16 protein-coding genes are annotated in these 16,444 nt (G+C 65.1%); 5 read left to right on the forward strand and 11 right to left on the reverse strand.

Going from position 1 to position 16,444, the window contains the following annotated elements; translation table 11 throughout:
• Together AB7E35_RS06720 and AB7E35_RS06725 are read left to right on the forward strand one after the other, a co-directional pair.
• Positions 1-454 (forward strand): tail fiber protein (locus tag AB7E35_RS06720; protein WP_428167271.1); only part of this gene is annotated, 454 nt, incomplete at its 5' end.
• Positions 455-1,221: 767 nt separating this feature from the next.
• Positions 1,222-1,806, forward strand: a complete 585-nt coding sequence (locus AB7E35_RS06725; RefSeq protein WP_428162769.1) for a hypothetical protein — start codon at positions 1,222-1,224, stop codon at positions 1,804-1,806.
• A 119-nt stretch (positions 1,807-1,925) separates the two neighbouring features.
• Here the strand turns inward: AB7E35_RS06725 and AB7E35_RS06730 are convergent, their stop codons facing one another.
• From AB7E35_RS06730 to dsrO, 4 genes are all read right to left on the reverse strand, one after another.
• Positions 1,926-2,759 (reverse strand): TlpA family protein disulfide reductase, encoded by an 834-nt coding sequence (locus tag AB7E35_RS06730; RefSeq protein WP_428162770.1) that lies wholly within the window; start codon positions 2,757-2,759, stop codon positions 1,926-1,928.
• A gap of 128 nt (positions 2,760-2,887) precedes the next feature.
• Positions 2,888-6,082 carry a tetrathionate reductase subunit A gene (locus AB7E35_RS06735; protein WP_428162771.1) on the reverse strand — a complete coding sequence of 1,065 codons (3,195 nt, stop codon included), beginning with the start codon at positions 6,080-6,082 and terminating at the stop codon, positions 2,888-2,890.
• 100 nt (positions 6,083-6,182) lie between these two features.
• Entirely contained in the window at positions 6,183-7,229 is a 1,047-nt protein-coding gene (gene nrfD, locus AB7E35_RS06740; protein WP_428162772.1) for an NrfD/PsrC family molybdoenzyme membrane anchor subunit, read from the reverse strand.
• Between the two features lie 17 nt (positions 7,230-7,246).
• On the reverse strand, positions 7,247-8,029 hold the full coding sequence (gene dsrO / locus AB7E35_RS06745) for a sulfate reduction electron transfer complex DsrMKJOP subunit DsrO (RefSeq protein WP_428167272.1): 783 nt from the start codon (positions 8,027-8,029) through the stop codon (positions 7,247-7,249).
• A 512-nt stretch (positions 8,030-8,541) separates the two neighbouring features.
• Between dsrO and AB7E35_RS06750 the strand changes: the two genes are divergently transcribed.
• On the forward strand, positions 8,542-8,892 hold the full coding sequence (locus tag AB7E35_RS06750; RefSeq protein ID WP_428167273.1) for a hypothetical protein: 351 nt from the start codon (positions 8,542-8,544) through the stop codon (positions 8,890-8,892).
• An 85-nt stretch (positions 8,893-8,977) separates the two neighbouring features.
• Positions 8,978-10,510: a 23S rRNA (uracil(1939)-C(5))-methyltransferase RlmD gene (gene rlmD / locus AB7E35_RS06755; protein WP_428167274.1), complete on the forward strand. Its 1,533-nt coding sequence runs from the start codon at positions 8,978-8,980 to the stop codon at positions 10,508-10,510.
• Positions 10,511-10,585: 75 nt separating this feature from the next.
• Here rlmD and AB7E35_RS06760 read toward each other — a convergent pair whose 3' ends face one another.
• From AB7E35_RS06760 to AB7E35_RS06790, 7 genes are all read right to left on the reverse strand, one after another.
• Positions 10,586-10,981, reverse strand: coding sequence for a hypothetical protein (locus tag AB7E35_RS06760; protein ID WP_428167288.1), 396 nt, complete (start codon positions 10,979-10,981; stop codon positions 10,586-10,588).
• Positions 10,982-11,121: 140 nt separating this feature from the next.
• Positions 11,122-11,814 (reverse strand): Bax inhibitor-1/YccA family protein, encoded by a 693-nt coding sequence (locus tag AB7E35_RS06765; RefSeq protein ID WP_428162776.1) that lies wholly within the window; start codon positions 11,812-11,814, stop codon positions 11,122-11,124.
• 160 nt (positions 11,815-11,974) lie between these two features.
• Positions 11,975-12,385: an ExbD/TolR family protein gene (locus tag AB7E35_RS06770; RefSeq protein ID WP_428167275.1), complete on the reverse strand. Its 411-nt coding sequence runs from the start codon at positions 12,383-12,385 to the stop codon at positions 11,975-11,977.
• Between the two features lie 6 nt (positions 12,386-12,391).
• The gene (locus AB7E35_RS06775; protein WP_428167276.1) at positions 12,392-13,108 is read right to left on the reverse strand and encodes a MotA/TolQ/ExbB proton channel family protein; all 717 of its coding nucleotides are present in this window, start codon (positions 13,106-13,108) and stop codon (positions 12,392-12,394) included.
• Between the two features lie 17 nt (positions 13,109-13,125).
• A complete protein-coding gene (locus tag AB7E35_RS06780; protein ID WP_428167277.1) occupies positions 13,126-13,920 on the reverse strand; it encodes an energy transducer TonB in 795 nt (264 codons plus the stop codon).
• 245 nt (positions 13,921-14,165) lie between these two features.
• Positions 14,166-14,456 (reverse strand): SWIB/MDM2 domain-containing protein, encoded by a 291-nt coding sequence (locus tag AB7E35_RS06785; protein ID WP_428167278.1) that lies wholly within the window; start codon positions 14,454-14,456, stop codon positions 14,166-14,168.
• Between the two features lie 12 nt (positions 14,457-14,468).
• Entirely contained in the window at positions 14,469-14,819 is a 351-nt protein-coding gene (locus tag AB7E35_RS06790; RefSeq protein WP_428167279.1) for a hypothetical protein, read from the reverse strand.
• A gap of 127 nt (positions 14,820-14,946) precedes the next feature.
• Here AB7E35_RS06790 and aceA point away from each other — a divergent pair, with 127 nt between their 5' ends.
• Positions 14,947-16,278, forward strand: a complete 1,332-nt coding sequence (gene aceA / locus AB7E35_RS06795; protein WP_428162782.1) for an isocitrate lyase — start codon at positions 14,947-14,949, stop codon at positions 16,276-16,278.
• Positions 16,279-16,444 lie beyond the last annotated feature (166 nt).

Below are 16,444 nucleotides of genomic sequence, written 5' to 3' on the forward strand. Positions count from 1 at the left end.
AGGCCCTGCCGGTGCTGCTGGTCCCAAGGGGGACAAAGGTGATCCCGGCCCCGCTGGTGCCGCGGGCGCACAAGGCCCGGCAGGCCCGAAAGGAGACAAGGGCGACCCCGGCCCTACAGGGCCTGCTGGACCGCAAGGCCCGGCAGGCGGCGCTGGTTTCACTCAGTATTTCGGCTCCAGCGTCGGCCAAGGCTTCTCAGTTCCTAATCCTGCCGAGGCAGGGAAGTGTGTCTTGGGAAAGATGACGCTCTCTGCCATCAAGCGAGGAGTGGGCATGCCCGCCTTGGGACAAATTCTCTCGATCAGCCAGTATCCAGAGCTTTATTCTTTGCTGGGAGACACCTACGGAGGCAATGGGGTTACGACCTTTGCACTACCCAACATGCTCCCCATCACCCCGAACAACATGACCTGGTTCATCTGTGTCCAAGGTGCTTATCCCATCGCCAACTGACGCCATGCTGTGTATCGCCCCCATGCCCTCCGGGTCATCCGCGGCCAGACGCGCTGGGTGTGCTCTGGCCTGCTGCGCACTGGCTGTGATGCTGTGCGCTTGTGGTGGTGGGGGAGATATTTCTCCCGCGCCCGCACCGGCCCCCGTGCCAACACCGGTGCCAGCTCCAGCCCCGAATCCTGCACCGACACCTCAAGCCGGCGTGCTCCTGCAGAACCGGCTCCACCAGATGCAAGTCAGCGCTTCCAGCCTGAAGGCTGCCCAGGCGGAGTCCGCCACCCATCGCTGGGTTCAGGAGCCGACGACTGCCGCGCCGCAAAGCCTTTCGGGTGCTTTCGTTTTGACTTTGGATGACGCGGCGCTTCTGGCATCTGACTAGGGCGTGTTCAATGTAGCCAGATCTTGGTGCGAGCGAGATGTGAGAACGGACTGCTCAAGCAGTTGACCAAGCGGCTGGTCGATAAGGCGCTGGATGCCGAACTGACCGAGCACCTGGGCCATGAACGCAACGCTCGGTGAGATGTCGCCGTAAGTAGGCGAAGAGCAGGGTGTTTCAAGGCAAGTTCGAGGGCGCTAAGATTCATCCTGATCGACGATAAGGTCGAAAGTGTCGATGCCGCGCAAATCGCTCCATCTCCCGCGCCAGTAAAAGATGCGCGCCTCCGACGGTAAAAACGACCGTAATGCCCTACGTCGATCACAGCCAAGTCCTTTACCAAGCGGGTTTAGGCGACCTGTTGATGATCGAGTGGAAACCAGGAACCTCCATGAAACTGCTGTCCTTGCCTGTCTTGCTGTGTGCTTTGGTTTTGGCGGGGTGTGCCAGCCAGCAGTCGCTGGTGCCTCAGGTTCGTCAGGGCGTGGCCGAGGACGGCGCCAGAACCGTCACTGTGGCGCCCGAAAGCGTGGTTTGCTCGCGGCCGCAATGCCCTGTGCTGGGAGCGTCCTGGATCAGCGCCAAGGCCGGCCTGGCGGTGTTGACCGTGGGCGTGCCGCACCAGTCGGCGCAGGTGACGGGCGCAGACTTCTACCTGGGCGTGAAGCCGGTGGCGCGCGTGCGCTCGCGTTCTGGCACCGCGGCCCAAGCGCTGGCGTTCCCGGCGACAGCCTTTGACGTGCCGCTGACGCTGATCGACCAGATTGCGTACTCCCCGCGCAGCTGGGTGCGTGTTCACATGGCCGACGGACGCAGCGTGGATGAGACGATCAACAGCGGCGATCAGCGCGCCAAGGCCGCAGAGGCCATGAGTCACTTTGTGGCGGCTGTGGAAGCGGCCAGCGGCAAGGCGGTCAATACCGACAGCCCGCGCGGCGGGCTGTTTGACCGCCTGGGCGTGGGCGAAAACAAATAGCCCGCTGTCCAGCGTCTGACCGGCGTTGCTGCCTTGCACGCCGCCGGTGCCTCGCGCGGTTCCCATTTCCGATGCATTGCCCGCAACGCCTTGTTGCAGCGTGACCGACCTTCAGTCCGTCAATTTTTGGCCGCAGTGGCTGGCGCGGCAATTGCGGTCAGGTGATGGGCCAGTGTGGCGCTTGACAGCTCTCCCGCCCGCACCGCAGCCAGCCGCCCTTGGCCGTCATAGAACAAGGTGGTGGGTAAGGCCTTGCGGCCCAGCAAACGACCCAGCTGCGAGTGCTGATCCATCACCACATCAGCTGTGGGCAGGCCGTGCTGTGCGGCAAAGCGCACGACTGTCTCGGGCGGCTCGCCCTGGTTCACCCATACAAAACGAATGTGCGGCTGTGCATTGCGCGCCTGCAGCAGCGCTGGCATCTCGCGCAGGCAGGGCGGGCACCAGCTGGCCCATAGGTTCACCACCACGGGTCGCCCGCTCAGTTGCGACAGTGCGACGGTGTCCGCATCCAGGGCCACGCCCTGCCAGTCCGGCAGGCCGGGGCTGTCCGCAGGGGCCGTGCTCCACAGCAGCGTCAGACCGCCAAGCCACACGGCGGCAAACGTGGCCAGGCCCGAGGCGGCGGGCCTGCGCCACGGGCTACGCCGCAGCCACAGTACACCCAGGTAAAGCACGGCGGCACCCAGGCCGGCCCAGGGCTGCCAGCCGCCGTCACGTATGTCGAGCACGGTCCAGGGGACGGCGGCGTATTCATCGACGTAGCGCAGCACAAATGCCAGGCGCGCTGCCAGCAAGGCCGCCAGCGCCATGCGCCAGCTGTGTGCGCCGGGGGCAAGGCCCATACGTGCAGACAGGCGCTCGTGAACCAGCGTACCCAGCTGCCAGGCGGCCAGAAGGATTAGTAGCGCCCAGGGCAGCACCAGGGGGCCGATTTGCAGCACGGATTCCATGGGCGCATTTTGGTCTCAGTGGCAGGGCAGCTGCACGTGCGGGCACCATGAAAAGCCTATGAACAGGCCCTAACACCCATCGATGATGCGCGGCGCCCGGCCGTCACGCCGGGCCAGTTGCCTGTGCCTTACACGCGCCGTACCTTCACCGGCAACCCCTGCCGCACCACGGCGCCAGAGACCCAGTCGATCCACACGTTGTCCTTGGCGGGCCGGGTGGGGTCGGCAAAGCCCAGGCGGTTCAGGTTCACGCCGTTGCCGTGCTGCGGGTTGTGGGCCATGGGTTTGCCATCCACCGTGTGGGCCACGGCGCCCAGTTGCGTGTGGCCGTAGCCGTATTCGATGGCGACGGCCCCCTGGGCAATGCCGCTGCGCACCAGGGCCACGCCTTGCAGCTTGGCGCCGGGGGTGCTGACCTCGATGCGGTCGCCATTGGCGATGCCCAGTTTGGCCGCATCGTCCTTGTTCAGGCTGATGGGGTTGTGCGGGTGCACCTGGCGCAGACGGCTGGCGGCAATCGACATGCTGCTCATCAGGTTGGACTTGTAGCTGCTCATGGTGAGCGGCCAGTCCTGCTCGGTGAAGCGCTCGCGCATGCTGCTGCCGTCGGCAAAGCGGGTGGGGAACCAGGTGGGGCAGCCCACGTAGCGCTCGCCGGTCATGGAGTGGCGCATCTTGGCCAGGCCCTCGTGCCACAGCTGTACCGGGAACTTGTAGGCGGCCTTGATCTGCTCGCCCTTCCAGGCGTCTTCGATCTTGTCGAAGCGCCCGCCACGGCTCATCACCATGGCCACGCGGCGCACTTCCTCGGGCTTGAGGCGCTTTTCCACTTCGGGCATCCACCGGCTGACACCAGTCAGGGCGATGTCGTCGTCACTGGCTTCGGGCACGGGCTTGCCGGCCTGGTAGGCGATGTTGCACATGCCGCGCAGGTAGAAGTCTTCGGCGCTTTCCAGGTCCAGCGGTTCGCCGTCCTTGGTGCTCATCGCGCCCTTGCCAAAGCCGGGCAGCTGCAGCTGCTTGGCCACGGCGAAGACGAAGCTCTCAAAGCTCACGGGCTTGCCGTCAGCCGTCTTGGCGGTGGCCGCTTCCACGGTGGGCCAGCGCACGGTGCTGCTCTTGGCGATCACGTCGGCCCAGGGCGCGCCGATGCCCCAGCTTTCGTACGTGACGGTGTCGGGCACGATGTAGTCGGCCAGGGCCGAGGTCTCGTTGATGAACGGGTCCACCGACACGAACAGCGGCAGCTTCTTCGGGTCCTTGAGGGCGCTGACCAGCGTGTTCTCAAAGCCGCAGATGGCGTACACCGGGTTGCTCATGTGGTTGATCCACGCCTTCACCGGGTAGGGGTAGCCCAGCAGGCCGGCGGCCAGCATTTCGCTGCTCATACCGCCGGGTGCGGGATACCAGGGCGCCTTGGCGGGGTAGGGGTTCTGGCCGGCTTCCCTCTTGCGCTTGAACTCGCTGGTCTTCTCGTACGGAAAGCGCGTGCGCGACAGCGCCACGCCCGTGGCCTTGACCGCGCCCTCGAACTGCGCGAAGTTGTAGCGCGGGCCAGGGCCAAACGGCCCGAACGGCCCTGCGTCCAGCACCCAGCCGCCCTTGACGTTCAGGTTGCCGATCAGGTTGTTCAGCATGGCGATGGCGTAGGCGGTGTAGAAGCCCGCGCCGCTCATGGTGCCGCCGTGCGAGTTGGCCACGGCCTGCTTGCCGTGGCTGGTGAACTCGCGCGCCAGGTCTTCGATGTCCTTCACCGGCACGCCGCACAGGTCGGAGTATTCCTGCAGCGTCTTGCGGCGCGCTTCCTCGCGCAGGCGGCCGAAGGATGTGCACACGGCAACCGGCTTGGGCTCCTCGGTGGCATCTGCCGCCTTGATCGGGGTGAATTCACGCTCCACCACCAGCTCGGCCGGTTGGGCCACGGTGTGGGGCACCAGCTTGAAGCCGCCGTTGCCATCGGCCACCTGCACCACGTACACGTCTTCGGCCGGGGTCTTCTCGTCCACCGGCTCGGGCATGGGCAGCCCCAGGTCGGCGCCGCGCAGGAACTGGCCGTAGCGCGGGTGCTTGGGGTCGTTGATGAGCAGGTGGGTGGCGTTGCTCCAGCTCGCCTCACCGGCGGCGGCCATGGCGGCCGGGCCGGGCTGGGTGAGGTACTTGGCGTCGTAGCGCTCGTTGTCGATGATCCAGCGGATCAGCGCCATGGCCAGTGCCAGGTCGGTGGCGGGCTTGATGGGCAGCCAGCGGTTGTTGTCGCCCGCCGCGTGGCTGGACGACATGGGCAGCACGGGCGACACCACCACGTAGCGGTAGGCGTCGTCTTCGCGCGAGCGGGCTTCGGCCAGCTCACGGCCCATGCGCTGGAAGGGGTTGCCCGACTGCGCCGGCGCCGTACCCAGGAACAGGCCGAAGCGCGAGTTCTTCCAGTCCGGCTTGCCGTGCGGCATGCCGGGGATGTTGCCCAGTGCAGCAGCCGTGCCCACGCGGTAGGTCTGGCCGCAGTAGGCGCCGTGGTTGGCCACGTTCACCGTGCCGAAGGACTGGCGCGCAAAGCGGTTGATCAGCGGCGTGCGGCCTTCGTTGGAGGCGTCGGTCACCAGCAGCTGGTTGGCCTTGGGGCCGTACTCGGGGTTCTCGGGGTCGATCAGCGTTTGCACGTCGCGGATGGCGGCCAGGCCGTCCACATGGCCTTCGCCGAACAGGTCGCCACCCTCGCAGATTTCCTTGACGAGCTGTTCCAGCGAGATGCTCTTCCACTGGCCCGAGCCGCGCGGGCCCACGCGCTTGAGCGGGGTGAGCACGCGGTGGGCGGCGGTCTGGTGCTCCAGCATGGCCGAGCCGCGCGCGCAGCTGGTGGCGCGGCCTTCCAGGCCGTTGTCGCCGCCCAGCATGGCGTACACCTCGCGCACCGGCGTTTCCATGGGCGCGTGGTGCGTGGTGGCCAGCGGGTGGTAGGGGTTGCCTGCCACGCGGATGATTTTGTTGCTGGCCGTGTCCACGCGCACGCGGATGCCGCACTGCGTCCAGCAGCCCAGGCAGCTGCTGGGGCTGACCACCTGGCCCGGTTGGGTGGTGAGCTGGCCGGTCATGGGGTCGATACGGAACTCGGGCGTGAGCGAGTTGCCGCGCGTGGCGCTCTTCGTGGCGGTGCCGGACGTGCCGGTCACCAGGCCCTTGGCGCCCTTGGCCACGGTCTCGCCATAGCCGGCGGCAAAGGCCGCCAGGCCGCCGGCCACGGCGCCGCCGCGCAGCAGCAGGCGTCGGCGCTGGGTGTCGGGGTTGTCCTGTGGTTCAGGGGTGGGGTGCTTGTTCTTGTCAGTCATGGTCTGCGCTTTCAGGTGCAGCGCCAGCGGATATCACTTTGATTTTGATAGCTGCCAGCGCTTGCTTTTATTGCGTTAGAGGCCGATTTGGTTATCAATCTTAGGCGGCAGTGGTTGCGGGGGCGTTGCGTGCCGGGAACAGCTCCAGCGCCCAGCTGGCCAGCCCGACCAGCGCCACGCACAGGCCCGCCACGCCCACCATGCCCAGCAGCCCGTCACCGCCCAGTGGCATGTGGTACAGGTACAGGCCCGCGCCAAACTTGGGCACACCCTGCACACCCATGAACAGCGCCCAGCGGAAGGCCCAGGCGGCGGCCGCCAGCCCCAGGCCCAGCACCAGCGTGTAGCCCTTGGCATGCAGGCGGTGGCGCCCGCGCAGCAGCGCGCCCAGCACGGCCGCGCCGCCAATGGCCGAGCCGATCATCGTCAGCCGCCACACGGGGAAGTCGTTCCACAGGCGCAGCGCGGCGCTGAAGGATGGGCTGTCGCCGCCCAAGCCGCTTGCGACCCAGGCCAGCGCCACCACCAGCAGCGCGCCGGCCAGCGCCAGGCCCATGCCGCGCAGCGTCTGCAGCGCTTCAGCGCCGGGGCGCAGCGTGGCGGGCAGAAAGCGCTCCAGCACGAAGGCCGCGCCCACGGTGGCCAGCCAGCCGGTCAGCGCCAGGTTGACGGGCACCCACAGCGTGTTCCACAGCGGGCGCGAGCGCACCACCATCATCTCGGCGCCGGTATAGACCGAAATGGTGAGCGCCGACACCACCAGCAGCGGCGCCAGCAGGCGCATCCAGCCGGGCCTGCCCAGCCACCAGGCGGCGCACATCGCCACGCTGAGCGTGACGAACACGGGCAGCAGCAGCGCGCCGACCGACATCCACGACCACGGCGTGAAGTGCGCATAGAAGTGCCAGAAGCGCGCGGGCTGGTGCAGGTCGGCCAGCAGCGACACGGGCGCGGCAATGCTGCTGACGGCCAGCGTCAGCACGGCGGCGGGCAGCAGGCGCTGCAGCGTGCCGCCGTCCTTGCCCCAGGCGCAAAGCGCGGCCAGTATGGCGGCGCCGGTGGCCACGCCGACCAGGAAGAAATACTGCACGGCCCAGGGCAGCCAGGCCGCCTCGTAGTGCGGGGTCAGGAGTTCGATGATTTGCATGGTGCGCTCCTTGGGGTTCAGTGGTCGGACAGCAGGCGCACGCTGGCCTGGCCGTCCACGCCGTTGACGAACTCATCGGGCAGTCCGATGTAGTACACGCGCGGCGAAGTGTTCATGCCGGGCTTGAGCACCTTGATGTCTTGCGTGTGCTCGGCGATGCGGCGGTTGATCTCGCTGCCCTGGTCATTCAGGTCGCCGATCACGCGCGCGCCGCCCACGCAGCTTTCGACGCAGGCGGGCAGCAGGCCGACCTCCAGGCGGTGCTCGCAGAAGGTGCACTTGTCGGCGGTCTGCGTCTCGTGGTTGATGAAGCGCGCGTCGTACGGGCAGGCCTGCACGCAGTAGCCGCAGCCCACGCAGCGCTCGTTGTCCACCAGCACGATGCCGTCGGTGCGCTGGAAGGTGGCCTGCACCGGGCACACGGGCACGCAGGGCGGCTCGTCGCAGTGGTTGCACAGCCGCGGCAGGCTGACCATGGCGGGCGCGCTGCCGTCGTCCTTGTTGATCTCATACTGCAGCACCGTGGTGCGGAACTGGCCGATGGGCGGCTGGTTTTCCACCGAGCAGCTCACCGTGCAGGCCTGGCAGCCGATGCACTTGCGCAGATCCACCAGCATGCCGAAGCGCTTGCCCTCCATGCCGGGGCGGCGCTGTGGCTGGCCCGGCGCGAAGGGCGTGGCGGCCTGGCTGGCGCCAGCCAGGCCAAAGGCGGTGGCCAGGCCGACGAGTTCTTGCAGGAAGGTGCGCTTGCCCGGTTGAGGGGCTGCGCCGGCAGTCAGAGGGGGGGAGGTTTTTGACATAAATTTCTTCTTTGAGTGCTCACTACGTGAATGCATTTTGATCCCACCCCCCGATTCTTTGCTTGACCAGTGTCAAACGGTTTGCCGGATATTCAGGTTGATTTCCTTTGGAAAAGGTGACAGTAATCGGCTCGCTGTACGCCGCGCAGGCGCACACTCGCGCCAACCTCTCGCCCCAGTGGGTGGGTGCCAGGCCTTTTCTGGTCACGATTAACGTTTGGTGGTTGCTGCCTACCAGGGATTTGTGCACAAAAAATGCGCATGCGTCGATTTTTGTGAAATGCGCGTGGTCTCAAAAGATTAATTGCCTGCAGCGAGGTCGAAATTGGTTTGTTTGATTAACTAAAGACCTGTGTGGGATTATTTAAAAATTCAATCAACAAGTCGTTTGATAATCCGAGTGTTTTCGTGCGGAAAGTCATCTCGTCTGTGACGCGTGATGGCGCTTGGGATGCCGGGGAAAACTCCGCAATAATCCCGCGCATCCACAAAGCAAGAGAGAAGGGATTCCCATGCGAGCCATTCGTTTTGCCACGGCCGGTGCGGCCGCATTGATGGCCGGTCTGTGCGCGCCAGGTGCCTGGGCCGCGTGCTATTTGGTCTATGGCGCAGACCAGCAAGTCATCTACCGCTCGCAGATTCCGCCGGTGGACTTGTCGCGCCACCTGCACGAGACCGTGCCGCAGGTCGCTCCGGGCGGCACGCTGGTGTTCTCGCTGGACAACCAGGGCTGCGAGCTGGAAATCAACCGCCTGCCCTTCACGGCTACCAGCGCGGCTTCGCGCGGCGCGTCCATGTTGCGACCTGTGCAACCGGCGCAACCGGCGCAACCGGCACGGGCGCCGCAGGCCGGCAGGGGCTGAGCGGCTGGCGCCCGCAGGCCTGCAGGGGCTGAGCGGCTGGCGCCCGCAGGCCTGCAGGGCAGGGCCAGCCTGAGACAATCGGGCCATGAGCGACCCCACAGAATTCAGCCCCCCACCGCAAACCACCACCGACCTTCCGCCCGGCTGGCTGGAAGTCACCGCCATGGACATGGACGCCCAGGGCGTCGCGCGCAAGCCCGACGGCAAGGTGGTTTTTATCGACGGCGCGCTGCCCACCGAGCTGGTCAGCGCCAACACCCACCGCAAGAAAAACAATTGGGAGCAGGCCAGCCTGACCGAAGTGCACCGCCAGTCCAGCCAGCGCGTGCAGCCCGGCTGCCCGCACTTTGGCCTGCACGCGGGCGCCTGCGGCGGCTGCAAGATGCAGCACCTGCATGTGGCGGCGCAGGTGGCCGTCAAGCAGCGCGTGCTGGAGGACAACCTCTGGCACCTGGCCAAGGTGAAGGCCGAGACCATCCTGCGCCCCATCGAGGGCCCGGCCTGGGGCTACCGCTACCGCGCACGCCTGTCGGTGCGCTACGTGGCCAAGAAGGACAAGGTGCTGGTGGGCTTTCATGAGCGCAAAAGCCGCTACATCGCCGACATGGAGACCTGCAAGATATTGCCGCCGCATGTCGATGCCCTGCTGCTGCCGCTGCGTGCCTTGATCGGCAGCCTGGCCGCGCGCGACACCTGCCCGCAGATCGAGTTGGCCTGTGGCGACACCGTCACCGCGCTGGTGCTGCGCCACCTGGAGCCGCTGTCGCCCGACGACAAGGACAAGTTGCGCGCCTTTGCCGCCGGGCATGGCGTGCAGTGGTGGCTGCAGCCCAAGGGGCCGGACACGGTGCACCTGCTGGATGAAGGCGGCGAGCAGCTGGCCTACGCGCTGCCCGACTTTGGCATCACCATGCCCTTCAAGCCCACCGACTTCACGCAGGTCAACCCGCACATCAACCGCGTGCTGGTCACGCGCGCGCTGCGCCTGCTGGATGCGCGCAAGGACGAGCGCGTGATCGACTGGTTCTGCGGCCTGGGCAATTTCACGCTGCCCATTGCCACCCAGGCGCGGGAGGTGCTGGGCATTGAGGGTAGCGAGGCGCTGGTGGCGCGCTCGCGCGACAACTACGAATCAAACCAGGCCCGCAGGCAGGCCACGGAAGCGCTGGCAGCTACCACCTTTGTAGCGCGCAACCTGTTCGATATGACGCCCGCCATGCTGATCGCCGACGGCGTGGCTGACAAATGGCTGGTGGACCCGCCGCGCGAGGGTGCGTTTGCGTTGTCCAAGGCGCTTGCCGATATTCACCAGGCGCGCCTGGGCAACAGCCTGGCGGATCCGGCGTGCGATGCCGATGTCAACGGGCTGGGCGCCGGGGATGCATCGCAACCGCCTGCACTGCCAGTGCTCACGCCGGGGCATGAGGGCTGGCAGCCGCCGCGGCGCATCGTTTATGTCAGCTGCAACCCCGCCACGCTGGCGCGCGATGCGGGACTGCTGGTGCACCAGGCGGGCTACCGCTGCGTGTCGGCCGGCGTGGTGAACATGTTTCCGCACACCGCCCATGTGGAGAGCATGGCGGTGTTCGAGCGGGTGGACGAAGCCTGGGCTGCTTGAGAAAGCTAGAGCGTTTTTGGCGCCCAGCCCTTGTGTATGAAGCGCTGAGTGCTATACTTTTTGAATCGCCAAGCGTCAGCTGCGGTTGCGCGCTGCGCGGGGTGCGGGGCGGTCTTCCAGCACTTCCTCGTCCGGCGCGGCCGGGCTGGCGGCGCGCTTGTCTGCCGGTTTGTTTTCTAGCTGTGTGAGCAGCGAGGGCGCGCCCTCGATCTTGTTTTCGCGCATGTACTGATCCATCTCCTTCCAGCCGGCGAAAACCTGGGCCTTGGACGCCTTGGGGTTCAGCGTGAAGCAGTCCTCCAGCCCGCGCATGGCGTGGCGGCAGGCGCCGCCGACGGCCTTGGCCTCGGCGTCGCGCTGGGCGACGCGCGGATCCGGCCCCAGCCCGGGGATCTCGCAGCCCACCAGCGACAGCAGCGCGGCAGCAGCGACCAGGGCGCGGGCGCCTGGCAAGGGGGAGTGTGGAAGCAGCAGCATGTTGAGAGGTTTATCGGCATTTGCGCCGCCAAGTTGAGGCGTAGCGCCCAGCAAAAAGGCCCCGGGCAAAGCCGGGGCCTTGGCAGCGGCTGCACACGGGGCAGCGCCGCTGTTGGTTTACGCGGTGGCGCTTCTTATTCGCGCTCGCCGCCCATGATGCCCAGCAGGGCCAGCAGGCTCTGGAACACGTTGAAGATGTCCAGGTACAGGGCCAGCGTGGCGCTGATGTAGTTGGTCTCGCCGCCGTCCAGGATCTGCTTGAGGTCGTACAACATGTAGGCGCTGAAGATGCCGATGGCCGCCACCGAGATCGCCATCATGCCGGCCGTGGAGCCAACAAACACGTTGATGATGGCGCCCACCATGAGCACCAGCGCGCCCACAAAGAGCCACTTGCCCATGCCCGACAGGTCGCGCTTGATGACGCTGGCCAGGCTGGCCATGACGAAGAACACGCCCGCCGTGCCGGCAAAGGCCGTCATGATGAGCTCGGAGCCGTTCTTGAAGCCCAGCACCATGCCGATCAGGCGCGACAGCATCAGGCCCATGAAGAAGGTGAAGGCCAGCAGCACGGGCACCCCGGCAGCCGAGTGCTTGGTTTTTTCGATGGCGAACATGAAGCCGAAGGCGCCCGCCATGAAGACGATCAGGCCCAGCCCGCCGCTGAGCGACTGCGTGATGCCCGTGGCCACGCCCAGCCAGGCGCCCAGCACGGTGGGAACCAGGCTCAGTGCCAGCAGCCAGTAGGTGTTGCGCAGTACGCGGTGACGTTGCTGCTGCGAAATGCCATAGCCGGCGGAGCCGATACTGGTGATTTCAGTGTTCATCTGTTCTATCTCCTGAGGGGGCCGCACGACGCGGACCAAAGAATTCTAGGGGGAGCCCTGCCGCTGCAAATGCAATACCCGCGCACCCTTTCGTACATTGGGGGTTTGGCCATTCCCTGCCCCTGGAGGTGTGGAGGGCGCTGCGCCGGCACCACTGGCGTCAGGGGGCGGGCTCCGTGATAAAGCCGATCTGGCGCACCCCCGCGCGCTGCGCTGCGGCCATGGCTTTGGCCACGCGCTCGTAGCGCACGTCTTTGTCGCCGCGGATGTGCAGGTCGGGCTGCGGGTCTTTGCCCGCCTGTGCGCGCAGGCGGGGTTCCAGTTCGTCGTCGCTGATCGCCAGGTCGTTCCAGTGGTACTGGCCGTCGGCCGTGACCGACAGGCGGATGGTCTCGGGCTTGACCGATTCGGGCGCGTTGCTGGCGCTGGGCAGGTTGATTGGCACGGCATGTTTCATGACGGGCACGGTGATGATGAAGATGATCAGCAGCACCAGCATGACGTCCACCAGCGGTGTCATGTTGATCTCGTTCATCACCTCGTCGGTGTCGTCCTGGGTTCCGAATGCCATGGCGCATCAGCCTTTCTTGATGGGCAACACCTTGGCCGCCTCGCCGTGCACCGACACGCGCGCGCCGGTGACAAAGTAGGCGTGCAGATCGTGCGCAAAGCTGTTGAGGTTGTGCAGGATGGACTTGTTGCCGCGCACCAGCGCGTTGTAGCCCAGCACCGCCGGAATGGCCACGGCCAGGCCCAGTGCGGTCATGATCAGCGCCTCGCCAATTGGGCCGGCCACCTTGTCGATGGTGGACTGGCCCGATGCGCCAATCGCCACCAGCGCGTGGTAGATGCCCCACACGGTGCCAAACAGGCCGATGAACGGCGCCGTGGAGCCTACCGAGGCAAGGATGGCCAGGCCCGACTGCATGCGCGCCGTGAACTCGTCGATGCAGTTGCGCAGGCAGCGCGTGACCCAGTCGCTCACGTCCAGGCTGTCGTGCAGATGGGCCTGGGTGTTGCGGTGGTGCTGCGTGGCCTCGCGGCCTTCCAGCGCCAGCTGTCGAAATGGGTTGGCCGGGTCGGCCCCCAACTTGGTCAGGCCGGCAGCAAAGTCTTCGCTGTGCCAGAAGTCGCGCGCCTGCCGGGCGTGCTTTCTGAACCTCAGGATGTCCAGCGCCTTGATGATGATGACGATCCACGATGCCACCGACATGCCGATGAGCAGCAGGGCGACGGCGCGGGTGACGAAGTCGCCCTGCAGCCAGACATTGGCGATGCCGAATTGCGAATCCATGAAAACTCCTGTGAAGACTAGGGTTGGAGAACGAAATTGACCGGAACCAGGTTCCACATGGCCTCGGGCACTCCGTTGCGCGTGCCGGGTACAAAGCGCCAGCGCAGCACGGCGTCAACGGCCTGGCGATCCAGGCGCTCGAAGCCGCTGGATTGCTGCACTTGTACGGTCTGGGGAAGTCCGTCGCTGCCGATGAGTACGCGCAGCACCACCTTGCCCTGCTCGCCCAGGCGCTTGCTGATGGCTGGATAGACAGGCTTGGGGTTGTTCAGGTAACTGGCGCTGCTGGAGGGAAGCTGGATGCCGGATGCCGTTGCCAGCCCACCCGGCGCGGCGGCCTTGTCCACATCTGAATTGGCGGTGGGTGCGGCGGCAATGGCTGCGCCGGAGGGGGCAACAGCCTGCGTCAAGGGTGCTGAAGGGGCCGGTTGCACTGCTTCCGTGAGGGCTTGCGGCGCCGGCGCAGGTTCGGCAACGGCCTGTGGTGCGGGTGGTGGCGCGGGCGTGGTTTTAGGTTGGACTTGGGCTTGAGCTTGAGCTTTGTGCACTGCAGGCTTGGGCTGTGCAGGTCTGGACAGGACGGGCCTGGGTGGCGCTGGCGCGGGGGCTTCCGGCGCAGAGGGCGAGGGCGCGGCAGGCGACACGGTGAATGCGCTGATCACCTGGGCTGGAGCGACGATCATGGGCGATTTGCGCACCAGGCCGGACTGCAGCGCCCACAGCCCTAACGCATGCGCTGCCAGCACCCCTGCGGCAATGGCGACATTGCGGCGCAAGCTCCCGAAGAGGGCAGGTCGATAGGATGAGCGCATAAAAATGATGAGTGCAGGCGCTTGCCAGCAAAAGGGCTGACAGTCATGGCGGTGGGTGGATATGGCTACAAGATTATAAATGCGAATTCATCGCATTTGCATCTTGTATTTCTTGGGCCACCCAAATGCGGATACTGTTCAGGCAAGTGGCGGCGCTTGCATCAGAAAGCAAAAAACCGGCACAACGTACCGGTTTCTGCTGCCGGGCCACGATTGACGCCCGTCTTGCCCAATGAGGGGACTGCTTACTTCACGTGCTTGCCGATGAGCCCGGCCATCTCGAACATCGACACCTGGGGCTTGCCGAATACTTCTTTGAGCTTGGCATCGGCGTTCACCATACGCTTGTTGGCGGCGTCTTGCAGGTTGTGCTCTTTGATGTAAATCCAGAGCTTGCTGATGATCTCGGTGCGCGGCAACGGTGCGGCTCCAACAACAGCCGCCAGGGCGGGACTGGGTGTCAGGGGTTTCATGAAGGCGGCATTGGGGGCCCGCTTCTTTGCGGGAGTTGCGGCCCCGGTTTTTGCAGTTGCCATGTTGGATGGTCCTTATTGGGAGTGAAATGTTTCACCAGCGAAAAACAGCGGCTGCACTGGCGAAGGCGATGCTACTGGGAAAGAAACGCCTTTCCAAGCGATGCAGCCTATTTTTTGCCTCGAATTGTTGGTGTTCCCCGGCTTGCAGCCCGCATCTTGCGTGTACCGGCTGCCCCTGCGGTGCAAGCCGGTGGGGCAAAACGCCATCGCATGGGGCCGGACACCGCCACCATAAGTTTTCGCTAACTGGTTTTTGATTTTCGTGATGTGATAAGCGGCGATTCTTTGGTAGTCCAAATTTTTCCGAAAAGAGGGATTGTTTTTTGCATCGAGAAATGAATGCTCTATGCTATTGATTTTCAAGGTTTAAATTTATCTCTTCTATAAGACATAAGAGGTTTTTTGAGTCTTATAGAAGACTTAAAGTTGTACCCAACGCCGACGCACCGGCGCCTGTCGATTCCCCCCCTTACTTTCCTGGAGAGCAACCATGCCGGATTCCCTGAACGCACAACTGAGCCGTGAGCAACAGATCGCAGCCCTGGAAAAAGACTGGGCGCAAAACCCCCGCTGGAAGGGCGTGAAGCGCGGCTACACCGCTGCCGACGTAGTGCGCCTGCGCGGCAGCCTGCAGATCGAGCACACCCTTGCCAAGCGCGGCGCCGAAAAGCTGTGGGACAAGATCAACGGCGGCGCCAAGAAGGGCTACGTGAATGCTTTCGGCGCCATCTCTGCCGGCCAGGCCATGCAGCAGGCCAAGGCGGGTCTGGAGGCCGTGTACCTGTCCGGCTGGCAGGTGGCAGCCGATGGCAACACCAGCGAGACCATGTACCCCGACCAGTCGCTGTACGCCTACGACTCGGTGCCCACCATGGTGCGCCGCATCAACAACACCTTCAAGCGCGCCGACGAAATCCAGTGGGGCCGTGGCATCAACCCCGGTGACGCTGAGTTCATCGATTACTTCCTGCCCATCGTGGCCGACGCTGAAGCCGGCTTTGGTGGCGTGCTGAACGCCTTTGAGCTGATGAAGAACATGATCGTTGCGGGTGCCGCCGGCGTGCACTTCGAAGACCAGCTGGCTGCCGTGAAGAAGTGTGGTCACATGGGCGGCAAGGTGCTGGTGCCCACGCAGGAAGCCTGCGAAAAGCTGATTGCAGCGCGCTTTGCCGCGGACGTGATGGGCGTGCCCACCATCGTGCTGGCGCGCACCGACGCCGAGGCCGCCAACCTGATCACCAGCGACCACGACGCCAACGACAAGCCCTTCCTGACGGGCGAACGCACGCAAGAAGGCTTCTACCGTGTGCGCAACGGCCTGGAGCAAGCCATCAGCCGCGGCGTTGCCTACGCACCCTATGCCGACCTGGTGTGGTGCGAGACCGGCACGCCCGACCTGGGTTTTGCCCGCGAATTTGCCCAGGCCGTGCACGCTGCCTGCCCCGGTAAGCTGCTGTCTTACAACTGCTCGCCTTCCTTCAACTGGAAGAAGAACCTGGACGAAAAGACCATTGCCAAGTTCCAGGACGAGCTGTCTGCGCTGGGCTACAAGTACCAGTTCATCACTTTGGCGGGCATCCACATCAACTGGTACAACACCTTCCAGTTCGCTCACGCCTATGCCCGCGGCGAAGGCATGAAGCACTATGTAAACATGGTGCAAGAGCCCGAATTCGCAGCGCGTGAGCAGGGCTACACCTTCGTGTCGCACCAGCAGGAAGTGGGCGCAGGCTACTTTGACGACGTGACCACCGTGATCCAGGGCGGCTCCTCCAGCGTGAAGGCTCTGACCGGCTCTACTGAAGAAGAGCAGTTCCACTGATCGCGCCCAACCCGGCGCTCTCGGGTGCGCCGGGTGCGCCGGGTGCGCATGTTGGCTGAAACCACCAGGTGCCGTACAGGCACCCGGTGGTTTTTTGTTGGGCGCGCTCTGATGAGTCTGCATGCCCAGGGGCGCCAGATGTATTTCACGCTTCGCATCAACCGGC

The organism is Diaphorobacter sp., assembly GCF_050251835.1.
Classification (GTDB): domain Bacteria; phylum Pseudomonadota; class Gammaproteobacteria; order Burkholderiales; family Burkholderiaceae_C; genus JBFXIE01.